The 12,350-nt window shown below is 44.8% G+C and carries 15 protein-coding genes; 5 read left to right on the top strand and 10 right to left on the bottom strand.

All coding sequences use genetic code 11. The features are described 5' to 3' along the window. Positions 1-458: 458 nt before the first annotated feature. The 4 genes from xerD to spoIIM form a co-directional block, all read right to left on the bottom strand. Positions 459-1,349 (bottom strand): site-specific tyrosine recombinase XerD, encoded by an 891-nt coding sequence (gene xerD / locus GJU40_RS19775; RefSeq protein WP_154309772.1) that lies wholly within the window; start codon positions 1,347-1,349, stop codon positions 459-461. A 6-nt stretch (positions 1,350-1,355) separates the two neighbouring features. Then, positions 1,356-1,583 (bottom strand): YqzK family protein, encoded by a 228-nt coding sequence (locus tag GJU40_RS19770; protein ID WP_154309771.1) that lies wholly within the window; start codon positions 1,581-1,583, stop codon positions 1,356-1,358. Between the two features lie 120 nt (positions 1,584-1,703). Then, entirely contained in the window at positions 1,704-2,165 is a 462-nt protein-coding gene (fur, locus tag GJU40_RS19765; RefSeq protein WP_154309770.1) for a ferric iron uptake transcriptional regulator, read from the bottom strand. Positions 2,166-2,274: 109 nt separating this feature from the next. Next, positions 2,275-2,925: a stage II sporulation protein M gene (spoIIM, locus tag GJU40_RS19760; RefSeq protein WP_154309769.1), complete on the bottom strand. Its 651-nt coding sequence runs from the start codon at positions 2,923-2,925 to the stop codon at positions 2,275-2,277. Between the two features lie 161 nt (positions 2,926-3,086). Here spoIIM and GJU40_RS19755 point away from each other — a divergent pair, with 161 nt between their 5' ends. Beyond that, positions 3,087-3,647 carry a GNAT family N-acetyltransferase gene (locus GJU40_RS19755; RefSeq protein ID WP_154309768.1) on the top strand — a complete coding sequence of 187 codons (561 nt, stop codon included), beginning with the start codon at positions 3,087-3,089 and terminating at the stop codon, positions 3,645-3,647. A 31-nt stretch (positions 3,648-3,678) separates the two neighbouring features. Here GJU40_RS19755 and GJU40_RS19750 read toward each other — a convergent pair whose 3' ends face one another. Further along, on the bottom strand, positions 3,679-4,842 hold the full coding sequence (locus GJU40_RS19750) for an endonuclease Q family protein (protein WP_154309775.1): 1,164 nt from the start codon (positions 4,840-4,842) through the stop codon (positions 3,679-3,681). Between the two features lies 1 nt (position 4,843). Continuing rightward, positions 4,844-5,395: an NUDIX hydrolase gene (locus tag GJU40_RS19745; RefSeq protein WP_154309774.1), complete on the bottom strand. Its 552-nt coding sequence runs from the start codon at positions 5,393-5,395 to the stop codon at positions 4,844-4,846. 78 nt (positions 5,396-5,473) lie between these two features. Between GJU40_RS19745 and mciZ the strand changes: the two genes are divergently transcribed. Together mciZ and GJU40_RS19735 are read left to right on the top strand one after the other, a co-directional pair. After that, positions 5,474-5,596 carry a Z-ring formation inhibitor MciZ gene (gene mciZ, locus GJU40_RS19740; RefSeq protein WP_154309767.1) on the top strand — a complete coding sequence of 41 codons (123 nt, stop codon included), beginning with the start codon at positions 5,474-5,476 and terminating at the stop codon, positions 5,594-5,596. Positions 5,597-5,674: 78 nt separating this feature from the next. Continuing rightward, positions 5,675-6,589 carry an aldo/keto reductase gene (locus GJU40_RS19735; RefSeq protein WP_154309766.1) on the top strand — a complete coding sequence of 305 codons (915 nt, stop codon included), beginning with the start codon at positions 5,675-5,677 and terminating at the stop codon, positions 6,587-6,589. 96 nt (positions 6,590-6,685) lie between these two features. Here GJU40_RS19735 and GJU40_RS19730 read toward each other — a convergent pair whose 3' ends face one another. The 4 genes from GJU40_RS19730 to GJU40_RS19715 form a co-directional block, all read right to left on the bottom strand. Continuing rightward, positions 6,686-6,925, bottom strand: coding sequence for a YqkE family protein (locus GJU40_RS19730; protein ID WP_154309765.1), 240 nt, complete (start codon positions 6,923-6,925; stop codon positions 6,686-6,688). A 75-nt stretch (positions 6,926-7,000) separates the two neighbouring features. Further along, positions 7,001-7,669 carry a CoA transferase subunit B gene (locus GJU40_RS19725; RefSeq protein WP_154309764.1) on the bottom strand — a complete coding sequence of 223 codons (669 nt, stop codon included), beginning with the start codon at positions 7,667-7,669 and terminating at the stop codon, positions 7,001-7,003. 13 nt (positions 7,670-7,682) lie between these two features. Next, positions 7,683-8,378 carry a CoA transferase subunit A gene (locus tag GJU40_RS19720; protein ID WP_343031646.1) on the bottom strand — a complete coding sequence of 232 codons (696 nt, stop codon included), beginning with the start codon at positions 8,376-8,378 and terminating at the stop codon, positions 7,683-7,685. A 21-nt stretch (positions 8,379-8,399) separates the two neighbouring features. Beyond that, a complete protein-coding gene (locus tag GJU40_RS19715) occupies positions 8,400-9,590 on the bottom strand; it encodes an acetyl-CoA C-acetyltransferase (protein WP_154309773.1) in 1,191 nt (396 codons plus the stop codon). A 159-nt stretch (positions 9,591-9,749) separates the two neighbouring features. On the opposite strand from GJU40_RS19715, the gene GJU40_RS19710 reads away from it, so the two are divergent. After that, positions 9,750-10,649, top strand: a complete 900-nt coding sequence (locus GJU40_RS19710; RefSeq protein WP_154309763.1) for a hydroxymethylglutaryl-CoA lyase — start codon at positions 9,750-9,752, stop codon at positions 10,647-10,649. Positions 10,650-10,730: 81 nt separating this feature from the next. After that, entirely contained in the window at positions 10,731-11,672 is a 942-nt protein-coding gene (locus tag GJU40_RS19705) for an alpha/beta hydrolase (protein ID WP_154309762.1), read from the top strand. The last annotated feature ends 678 nt before the right edge of the window (positions 11,673-12,350 follow it).

Below are 12,350 nucleotides of genomic sequence, written 5' to 3'. Positions count from 1 at the left end.
TAAGGGGATAATTCATATAACCATTTAACTGTTGAAAACACTTGTAAGGAATTTTACACAATATTAAGGACTTGACTTCTGTTTTGTCCTTCATCGCCCTTATGAAGGACATTTCGACTGCTTTTCCACCCTGTTTTGTCCTTCATCGCCCTTATGAAGGACATTTCGCTTGTTTTTCCACCCTGTTTTGTCCTTCATCGCCCTTATGAAGGACATTTCGACTGCTTCTCCACTCTGTTTTGTCCTTCATCACCGTTATGAAGGACATTTCGCTTGTTTTTCCACCCTGTTTTGTCCTTCATCGCCCTTATGAAGGACATTTCGACTGCTTTTCCACTCTATTTTGTCCTTCATCACCCTTATGAAGGACATTTCGCCTCACTTTTCACTCCGATTTGTCCTTCATCACCCTTATGATGGACATTTTGCTGATAAAAAAAAACCGCCTGCTGCAGCGGTTATGCTCTTGGATGATATTGTTTGTATACTTCCTTGAGCCTTGTTTTTGTAATGTGTGTATAAATTTGAGTGGTAGAGATATCAGCATGTCCCAGCATCTCCTGAACCGCTCTCAAATCCGCACCATTTTCAAGCAAGTGTGTTGCAAAAGAATGCCTGAGCGTATGAGGCGTTAAATCTTTGGTGATGCCTGCCTCCTGGGAAATCTTTTTAAGGTTTTTCCAGAATCCCTGTCTGGTAATTCTTTTGCCATGATGATTGAGAAACAATGCTTCAGTCGGCTGTTTAGCATTATAAAGCCGTCCGCGGCCCATTTCCAGGTAATGCAGAAGGGAATCTGCCGCTGCTCTTCCTATCGGAACGATCCGCTCTTTATTTCCCTTTCCAAAGCAGCGAATGAACCCCATGCCTATATGGGCATCGGAAATATTTAATGAAATCAGCTCGCTGACGCGTATTCCTGTCGCATACAATAGCTCCAGCATGGCTTTGTCCCTGTATCCGAAGGCAGACGTCAGTTTAGGAGTATCAAGAAGCTTCTCAACTTCACTTAAAGACAATACCTTTGGCAGTTTTCTCTCTGTCTGAGGCGTTTCTATATGCACTGATGGATCCTGTCCGACAATCTTTTCCCGAAGAAGAAATTGGTGAAGAGACCGTATTGATGCAATATGCCTTGCAAGCGTCTTGCTCGATTTTCCTTCTTCTTTTAGAGTTTTTAAGAACCCGATAATATGAACTCTGCCCACTTCATGAAAGCCCGGCAAACCTTCTTTCGCCAAAAATTGCTGATAGGACTGCAGATCCCTTCTATATGAAACAAGGGTGTTTTGCGACAGTCCCCTCTCCACAAGCAGATAATGGATAAAATCTTCAATATGATCCTTCAATATTCATTACTCCCCGTTTAAATAAAAAAACAACAATCTATCAATGATATTTTCTTCCTTGTCTTCAATCATGTTTGATACACGCAGAGCAGCCCCTTCCGGCTGGTCATAACGGTGATAATTTTCATACTCGCTGTTCATCCAAATGATAGCATAATAGAATAAAACCGTAAATCCGGTAAATAAGACAAATACCTTTCCAAGCTCCATTGCTGCACTTATCAGCTTTCTCATATTGTTGTCCTCCGCCCTCTTTCTTCATTAATAAAGAATATGCCAAAAAGGACAAACATTATACGTACTATCTGCAGCAAAAATACACGAAAAAAAAATAACCTCTCCTGTCAGGAAAGGTTACTCATTTTCATCTGCACGATCCTCTTGCTGGCATTTTTCGCAAATGCCGTGGAACGTCAGCCTGTGGTCTTTAATTTTAAAGTTCCAGCCGGATTCAACGATAGCTTCAACATCTTCTAAAAGATCTTCTTCAATTTCAGCAACAGAGCCGCAGTCTATGCAAACCAGATGGTGGTGAAAATGAGCCGCACCTTCTTTGCGGAGATCATAACGGGAAACACCATCACCAAAATTTATTTTATCTACTATCTTTAATTCTGTAAGCAGTTCAAGCGTACGGTAAACAGTTGCCAGTCCTATTTCCGGAGACTTTTCCTTAACGAGGAGGTATACATCTTCGGCGCTCAAGTGATCCTCTTCATGCTCCAGCAGAACACGAACAGTCGCTTCCCGCTGAGGAGTCAGCTTGTAGCTTGATGAGTGCAGCTGCTTTTTAATCCGCTCTATGCGATTTTCCATAAAATTCCCTCCCTCGCCATTTCCATGACTTATTATATCAAAAGAAGGGAAACTATCCAACTAAAATCATTTTAAACTAGAAAATAAAATGATTATTATTTAATATTTATTATCCGTTAATAATTGCTATAATACTTTTCATTAAAAATGGAGATGCATAAGCCTCAAAGCTCGAAGCAGCAAGCGTCATAACGGTTATCACTGCGAGTACTCCGGCATACCTGGCAAACAGGGTGAAAGGAGAATCATTTAAATGCGGTTTTTTCATCATCAGCTGTTTGACTATTTTTAATGTAAAGGAGACTGCCGCACAGCTCATAATTAAAAAGGCTGGAATCAGCAGCACATTTTGCGGAAGAACTGACACGAACGAAAGCAAGAAACCTTTCCAGCCAAGCTGATTTACCAGAAAGCCTACAGTAAAGCCCACTACAATTCCTTTCAGGAAAAGCATAATCAAAATAATCGGCAATCCAATAATGGAGATTCCAAGCACCCACATTAAACCTAGAAATTTCAGATTATGAAAGACGCTCTGCTGAAACATTTCATGAAAGCCCGCCAGCTTTCCTTCAGAAACTTGTCCAAAAAAGCGGCTTAAATAAAAGTAAAGATCTTCTTTCTGGCTGAGATTCATGCTGTTTACTACAACCGCTCCAAAAATAACACCCATCAAAAACAGGACAAACACAAATAAATAAATTGAGCTGTGCTCTCTCACATGCTCCATGATTCTCCCTTTTACAGAATGCCGCCTCATAGCCATTCCTCCTACCAACTCTTCTACTAGAGTATATGAGAGAAAAGAAAAACTATGACTACTCAACCTGACCGCTCCTGCCCTTCTTGTGATAAAAATAGTTTCCACATTACCAAAAACTGTTGTATAATTTTCAGAACATTCAAAAGAGGTGATGAACATTGAACCCCATCTTACTTGATTTTCCTTCTGAATTCACAACAGAACGCCTGCTGATCCGGGCACCACAGAGCGGGGACGGCAAGGCTGTCCATGATGCAATTCTGTCGTCCATGGATCAGCTGCGCCCGTGGATGCCTTTTGCTCAAACAGAGCCTTTTCTGGAAGAAACAGAGGCAAATATACGCGAGGCAGCTGCACATTTCCTGCTTAGAAAGGATTTAAGGCTTCTGGTTTTTCATAAGGAAACAAAAGAGTTTCTTGCCAGCTCAGGACTGCACAGAATCAACTGGGAAGCACGATGTTTTGAGATCGGTTATTGGATTTCTTCAAAATATGAAGGAATGGGCTATATGACCGAGGCGGTGGAGGGCATTATTCATTTCGCCAAGACGGAGCTGGATGCAAGACGGATTGAAATACGGGTGAATTCAGACAACGTCAAGAGCAGAAGAATCCCTGAGAAGCTCGGCTTTCAGCTTGAAGGCATATTAAGAAGAAATGATCTTTCGCTCACTGATCAATCTCCCAGGGATACTTGTATCTTTTCACTGATTTTTTAACTGCATCTCAGGAACATCCCCATATGGAGACTTATTGAATACGTCCGTAAGTTCCTCCTCCGCCGGATTTCACGTTCAGTCTGCCTTCCCTGGCAGCTATTATCAGAGAAGCAGTTTTTGGAGACACTGTTTCCTCAAGTTCTTCTCTGGCGGCGGAATGAAGAACGGCCATTTCCGTTCCGAATCTCTTTTTCAGCACATTCAGTGTTTTTGGCCCTATTCCCGGTATAAACTGAAGAGGTACTTGATGAATGTATGGCGGCCTGCTTCTATTGAAGCTTGGTGGAGTGCCGGAGATCTCTCTGATTCTCTGGCTGACACCCTTTGTCAGCCTCTTGTGGCCGCAGAAGGCGCATTCGCTTTGTGACGCTTCTGCCCCTTGTCCGCATTTTTCACAAACGGTTGAGTGATACTTTCCCAGCAGAGGATTCAACCCGTAATTTGCAAGAATCCTTCTCCCGTTCAGCTCCTGAAGAGCCATCCTAAACTCCTCAAAGCTCGGCTCCTTCAGCAGCAGCTTTTGATATTCTCTCCCGATTTTCGCTAGTGAATGTGCATCAGAATTAGTTAAAAACGGATACCGTGACAGCTCCCCAATGCCCCTTGCCATTTCAGTATCCGAGCTGAGCCCGAGCTCTACCCCGTCAATCCACTCCGGGACAAATACCTCTGACAATGATGCTTTAACCCCGCTGCCGTACATGCTTTTATGAGGGGTAAAGATGTGGGCAGGAATAAATAAACCCTCCAGCTCTTTCACTTTTTGCTGATATTCTTTTCCTGCTGCATAAATGCGCTGCGAGCTGAGGGTAATGTTTTTCATTTTCCCTTCCATCCAGCGGGAAAAGCTCTCCATGCTGGAGATGGTTGGGAAGTAAGAGAGTACGTGAATCGGGCCTGAGCTCCATTCATCATATATTTCGGTTTCTGTTCCGAGAAACAGTGTTGTGTTACCGTAAGAAATCCCCCCATCCTCCAGTTCTTTGCAGATTCCCTTCTCTACCTTGTCTTTTAGACTCGCAAGAACTTCCGGAACGTGGCAGTCTATGATTCCGATGATGTCCATGCCTTTATGCTGACTCGCTTCAATCAGAATGTTTTCAAGGGTAAGAGAATTTGCTGCCGTTATTTTTACCGGCTGATAGGAGGCTGTTCTCCCGATATGTATATGCAAATCAGCAAAATATGCTTTCATCCTATTTTTTCGCAGCCTCCTGAAGCTGAAGATACGCAACAGCATAAGCTGTTTTAGCATCATATATTCTTTGTTCGTGAAGAAGCTGCTCCGCCTCTTTCAGTGTCACTTCCATTAGATTAACAAACTCATCTTCATCCAGCTCCGCTTTTACATCCATTTTCTGAATATCTTCCGCCAGGTACAAGTGCACCAGTTCATCCGCAAAGCCCGGGGAAGTATAAAAGGAGATAAGCAGAGACAGTTTATCGGTCGTATAGCCCGTTTCCTCCTCTAATTCCCTTTTCGCCGTCACAATCGGCTCCTCGCCTTCTTCCAGCTTTCCAGCAGGAATTTCAACAAGCGTTCTTTCCAGCGGTTTTCTGTACTGCTCAACCAGCAATAGTTTGTTCTCCGATGTTCGTGCTATCACCGCTACTGCTCCAGGATGCTTGACAACTTCCCGTTTGCTCTTCTTCCCGTTGGGCAATTCTACTTCCTGAACATAAAGGTCGATAATTTTCCCCGAAAACAGCTTCTCTGAAGAAAGTTCTTTTTCAAATAGATTTGACATTGCCTGCTCACTCCGTTCTATAATTAATCTTTTTTTCATACATTCTACCATATTTTAATGATAAGGCAGGTTTTCGCAATGAAAGTGTACAGATTATCAAGGTCCATTGTTATTACGGGAAAAGCTTGGCAAATCCGCTATCTTCTCAAAGAGTATGCCCGCCGCTATCCCCTGGTCAAAGATTGGCTTGCTGATAGGTAATACCCTTTCATTTGCAATTTGACGCTCCTTATACTATGTTCAAACTACAAAATCCAAAACATAAGGAGCTGAACATTGATGAAAAAAAAGCAGCTAGGTTCCTCCGATCTGTTTGTCAGCAGAATCGGCCTTGGATGCATGTCACTTGGAACTGACTACACGCATGCAAAGAGGCTGATTGATACAGCAATTGAAAATGGCATAAACTATCTTGATACCGCCGATTTGTATGATAACGGAGTGAATGAAGAAATCATCGGCAAAGCCGTAAAAAATCGACGCAGTGACCTTATTTTAGCAACCAAAGCCGGCAACAGGAGAATTTCTGGAAAAGACGGATGGACCTGGGATCCCTCTAAGGCACATATCAAAGAAGCGGTCAAAGGAAGCCTGAAAAGACTGCAGACAGATTATATTGATTTGTATCAGCTTCATGGCGGAACTATTGAAGACAATATCGATGAAACCATTGAGGCATTTGAGGAACTGAAAACAGAAGGATTGATCCGACATTATGGCATTTCTTCCATCAGGCCTAATGTCATCAGGGAGTATCTCCAAAAATCCTCCATTGTAAGCATTATGATGCAATACAGCCTGCTTGACCGCCGTCCCGAAGAATTATTTCCGCTCATAGAGCAGCACGGGGTCAGCGTGATAGCGAGGGGGCCGATGGCGAAAGGGCTGCTGTCAGGAAGGCCGCTGAATACTGCTGGAACAGAGAGGGAAAATGGGTATCTATCATACTCTTTCGAGGAACTGCAGAAAGCTCTTCCGGAAATAAAAGAAGCCGGAAAACCTCACTCGGCTGCTGAAGCTGCCATTCAGTATTGTCTGCACAGCGATGCAGTTGCTGCTGCCATACCTGGGGCGAGCAAGGAAGAGCAGATTATGGAGAATGCGAGTGCTGCTGCAGCTTCGGCTCTTCGGACAGAACAAATTGAACGTCTCCGCGAAGCGGCAAAACCAACCTATTATGAACAGCACAGATAAGCTTCAATAAACGAAAAAATCGTCTATGCTTCCTGCGCATAGACGATTTTTTTACGAAATTGTACAGTTACTTCACATACTGCGCTTCTTCTCTCATTATTTAAAATCATTCCAGTTCAGACCGCTCTCATTGAGCAATTCTTCAAAACTTTTATTTTTTTCTCTTTCTGATATTTCTCTTAACTTCTGTTCCCGCTCTTGTTTTACTAGCTGCTCCTGTTCCAGCTTCAAGCTGTGCTTCATAGATTTCAGCTGCTCAAAAACGGAAGCTGTAACATTATCTTTTATTTGAGGGACAGCAGTTTCTTTCCTATTCATTTTCTTCTTTTGGGCCATCTTTTTCACCTCATATCAATTTCCTTTAAAATTATAATGGTTAAAGAAAACGAATGAAAGCGGTAAGCTCTGTTATCAAAAACTATCTAGTTTTATATCATCCGATAAAATCAAATCGGGCTCTGTTGACTCTACGATTTCTTCCACAGTGAAGCCTTTGGCCACCTCTGCAAGCTTCAGGCCCAGTTCCGTTACATCAATAACAGCCCTGTCTGTAATAATTCTGTCCACTACCCCTTTTCCTGTCAGAGGCAGAGAACATTGCTTCAAAATTTTTGGTGCACCGCTTTTGTTCGTATGCTCCATAATGACAATGATTTTTTTTGCGCCATGCACAAGATCCATGGCACCTCCCATTCCTTTGACCATTTTTCCAGGGATCATCCAATTGGCTAGATCGCCGGTCTCCGACACTTCCATTCCTCCAAGTATGGCTACATGTACATGGCCTCCTCTGATCATGGCAAAAGATTCCGCACTATCGAAGTAAGCGGCACCGCGCATCTCAGTTACCGTTTCTTTCCCTGCATTAATTAAATCCGGATCCGCCTCTCCTTCAGCAGGATACGGACCTATTCCCAGCAGTCCGTTTTCCGACTGAAGAACAACCGTTTTGCTGCTGTCAATATAATTGGCAACCAGGGTAGGCATCCCGATCCCCAAATTCACATAGTTGCCGTCTGCTATTTCTTTTTCAGCTCTTTTAGCGATCTTTTCACGCACCGAAACTTTATTTTCAATCATGTTTGCGTCCTCCTCAGCCGGTTTTTTGAACTGTCAGTCTTTCAATCCGCTTTTCCTGCTGTCCTTCTATCAGGCTTTGCACATAAATACCCGGTGTGTGAATGGCCGCAGGATCAATTTCTCCGATTTCAACCAGCTGCTCTACCTCTGCAATGGTCTTTTTTCCGGCAGCGGCAATCATGGGATTAAAGTTTTGCGCAGTTTTGTTGTAAACCAGATTCCCCATTTTGTCTCCCTTAAAGGCGCGAACTAAGCTGAAGTCAGCAAAAAGTGCTTCTTCAAGAACATACTCTTTTCCATGAAACAGCCTGGTTTCCTTGTTTTCTGCAATTGGTGTACCAACGCCTGCAGGTGTATAAAATGCAGGAATTCCAGCACCGCCAGCCCTGATTTTTTCGGCAAGCGTACCTTGTGGAAGCAGCTCCACCTCCAGTTCCCCTGACAGGTACTGCCGCTCAAACTCCTTGTTTTCACCTACATAAGAACTGATCATTTTTGTAATCTGTTTATTTTGCAGGAGCAGCCCCAGCCCCCAATCATCCACTCCGCAATTATTGGATATGACCGTTAAATCCTTTACCCCGGTCTCCATTAAAGCGATGATCAGGTTTTCAGGAATACCGCAGAGACCGAAACCGCCGACCATGAGTGTGGAACCGTCCTTTATTTCCGAAACAGCTTCAGTAAAAGAACCATGTATTTTTTTCACTATCTCCCGCTCCCCTCTTCGTTACCGCATATTCTCTACAATTGTCGCCACACCCTGGCCGCCGCCAATACAAAGAGCTGCAAGCCCTTTGCGTGCATTTCTCCGCTGCATTTCGTGAATGAGCGTCACCAGAATTCTGGCTCCGCTTGCCCCTATCGGGTGGCCAAGCGCAATCGCTCCTCCGTTTACATTCAAATTCGCCCTGTTAAAATTCAGTTCCCTGTCCACAGCAAGGGATTGTGCCGCGAATGCCTCGTTTGCTTCTACCAGGTCAATGTCCTCAAGGTCCAATTCTGCTTTTTTCAATGCCTTCTTGACCGCTTCAACGGGTCCTATCCCCATGATGCCGGGGTCCACTCCGGACCTGCCGTTTGAAACAATCTTCACCAGCGGCTGAAGGCCAAGCTGCTCTGCCTTTTCCCTGCTCATGACAATAACTGCTGCTGCTCCGTCGTTGATGCCTGATGAATTGCCGGCCGTAACAGATCCATCCTTTTTAAAAGCAGGCTTTAATGCTCCCAGTTTTTCTGCGGTGGAACCTTTGCGCGGGTATTCATCTGTATCAAATACAAGCGGTTCGCCTTTACGCTGAGGAATGTTTACCGGTACAATTTCTTCTTTGAACTTGCCGGTTTCTATGGCGATTAGCGCTTTTTGCTGGCTGGCTGCTGCAAACTCATCCTGTTCTTTTCTGCTGATTTCATATTTTTCACAAAGATTTTCTGCAGTAACCCCCATATGATATTGATTGAAAACACACGTCAGCCCATCACTGGTCAAGCTGTCAACCAGTTTTTGATCCCCCATTCGAAATCCTTCCCTTGCTTCCTTTAAAAGGTAGGGTGCCCGGCTCATGTTTTCCATGCCTCCCGCTACTACGATTTCAGCTTCACCAGCTATGACAGCTTGAGCGGCCAAATGGATCGCTTTCAGACCGGAACCGCAAACTTTATTGACGGTAAAGCTGGACACCTTTTCGGAGAGCCCTGCACCAATTGCAGCCTGCCGCGCAGGGTTTTGGCCCAAACCTGCCTGCAGCACATTTCCCATGATTACTTCATCGACCGCATCCGGCTCTATACCGGCCCTATGTATTGCTTCTTTAATTACTGCCGCTCCCAGTTCTGGAGCAGCAACAGATTTTAATGCTCCTCCAAAGCTCCCTATCGCTGTTCTGACAGCGCTTACAATAACAGCTTCCTGATGGCTCATCTTTACAACTCCCTTCACAGATTCCATTACCATTTCGACAAAATGTTTTTAATTCCTCTAATCTTTACACTATTCTAAAATTTCGTTTGCCTTTTCTCCCCATCTCTCACTACAATATAGTTATGAAAACACTTTCATTTTAGAAGGCGGGTGTAAAAGATGTTGCCAAAAGAGGTAACCATTATTGAAGTCGGCCCCCGTGACGGGCTGCAGAATGAGAAGAACTTCGTTGAAACCAGCCATAAGATTTCATTTATCCGTTCCTTAAAAGAGGCGGGAGTGAAAGAGATGGAACTCACATCATTTGTCTCTCCAAAATGGGTTCCGCAGATGCAGGATGCTGAGTCAATTGCCGGCAGCTGCCTGGATGAACACAGAAATTTCGTTCTCACACCTAATGAAAAAGGTTTAAACAAAGCATTGTCCTCCGGGTGCCGTGATATTGCTTTTTTTGTGGGAGTCAGTGATTCCTTTAACAAGCATAATATCAACAAAACGACAGCTGAAAGCCTGAAGGCTGTTCTCCCGCTTGTGGAAAGAGCAAAGAACAGCAATGGATTTGTACGTGCTTGCATTTCCACTTCTTTTTACTGTCCTTATGAAGGCAAAATCAGCGCTGACAGAGTTATTGCCCTGTCAAAGGAATTTGTAACGGCGGGTGCTGATGAACTCAGCGTGGCAGATACGATCGGCATGGCTTCACCTGCGGAGTCTGCCATTTTGTTTTCTAAATTAAAGGATGCCTTTCCAGATACAATGATTGCCGGCCACTTTCACGATACCCGCGGCATGGCACTTGCCAACATCTTTGCAGCCCTTCAATCCGGTGTAAACAGGTTTGATACCTCTGCGGGAGGGCTTGGCGGCTGTCCGTTTGCTCCCGGTGCAAGCGGAAATGCAGCTACGGAAGATGCAGTCAACATGCTGGAATCAATGGGTATCAGCACAGGCATTAACCTTGAACTTGTGCTGAAGGCTGTGGAAAACATTCAGCCTGCACTTGCAAGGAACATTAATAGCAGAATGTTTACGCTCCATCAACAAGAAACAATCGTCTAAAAGCACATACTTTTCCCCTTTCTTCTTCTTTTGATAAACTATAAAAGAGAGTCGATATTTAAGCGGGAAGGAAGTATGAAAATGAGAAAGTCACTGTTTGCAGCAGGGGCAGTTTTGTCCTATGTGTTTCTGGTCGGGTTCTTTTTTACCAATAAAATGATGTACATAAAAAAGCGGAGTGTCAAAGAAATCGTAGACCGTGAAACGGAGGCGGGCCATTTTATCCAGAAAGAATACGATGAATATGACAAAACTGATGTTACCGTGCCCTCCCCCTTCGGATACAACATCAGCGGCTACTTAATCGCCCCTCATGAAACGAAAAAGTACATGATTATCTGCCACGGGGTAACAGTAAGCAGAGTGAACTCTGTTAAATATATGAAAATTTTTCTAAACCGCGGCTATAATGTACTCATTTACGATCATCGGAGTCATGGAGAAAGCGGAGGCAGCACAACCAGCTACGGACATTATGAAAAATATGATCTTCAGGCGGTCGTCAACTGGCTCAGGCACTATGCAGGAAGCGGCAGCACAATTGGTGTTCATGGAGAATCTATGGGTGCCGTTACAGCTCTGCTTTATGCCGGAATAGTTGAAGATGGTGCAGATTTTTACATAGCCGACTGTCCTTTCGCTGACTTGGAGGAACAGCTTCTCTACAGGCTGAAGGTTGAATTTAACATTCCTCCCCAAATGGTTATGCCGATTGCAAAACGCTTTCTGAAACTGAGAGACGGTTACTCCATGGAAAGCGTATCACCTGTAAAAGCCGTTGAAAACATCGAAAACCCTGTACTGTTTATTCATAGCACCGAGGACGATTATATCCCCTCTGATGCAACGAGGCGGCTGCATGAAAAAAAAGTAAAAGGCTTTAAACAACTCTACTTCGCAAAAAAAGGAACTCATGCTATGTCTTACACGGAAAACAGAAAACAATATGAAGAAGCGGTAGACGGTTTTTTGGAAAGGGTAAAAGAAAAGCGGAACCGGCCTGCTCAGCCGCGACAAGCATAAGATGGCTTGGACGTAAGGGCGCTCTTTGCCCTTATGGCCAAGACAGCTTATGACCTCGAGCGGCTGGCCGGTGGAGCTGGACAATAGGAAAAGCGCAGACAGCTTGGGCAGGTGGTCGCTCTTTGACCTCTTGCCCAAGATGGCTTATGACCTCGAAGGGCTGGCGCCTGGAGCTGGACAATGTAGAAAAGCGGAAGGCGCCGTTTTAAAGGAAGTCATGCTAAGAGCGCCACGTCCTGTGGCAACGCATGACTGTCTGACGTCGTGTCGGGCTGCGACAAGCATAAGATGGCTTGGACGTAAGGGCGCTCTTTGCCCTTATGGCCAAGACAGCTTATGACCTCGAAGGGCTGGCGCCTGGAGCTGGACAATGTAGAAAAGCGGAAGGCGCCGTTTTAAAGGAAGTCATGCTAAGAGCGCCACGTCCTGTGGCAACGCATGACTGTCCGACGTCGTGTCGGGCTGCAACAAGCATAAGATGGCTTGGACGTAAGGGCGCTCTTTTCCCTTATGGCCAAGACAGCTTATGACCTCGAGCGGCTGGCCGGTGGAGCTGGACAAATCGAAAAGCGGAAGGCGCCGTTCAGCCCTGACAAGCATAAGACAGCTTGGGCAGGTGGTCGCTCTTTGACCTCTTGCCCAAGATGGCTTATGACCTCGAAGGGCTGGCGCCTGGAG

It is taken from the genome of Metabacillus lacus, from assembly GCF_009674805.1.
In the GTDB taxonomy this organism is placed as follows: Bacteria; Bacillota; Bacilli; order Bacillales; family Bacillaceae; genus Metabacillus_C; species Metabacillus_C lacus.
The sequence above is the reverse complement of the archived record's forward strand: the minus strand, read 5'-3'. Positions and strand labels throughout refer to the sequence as shown.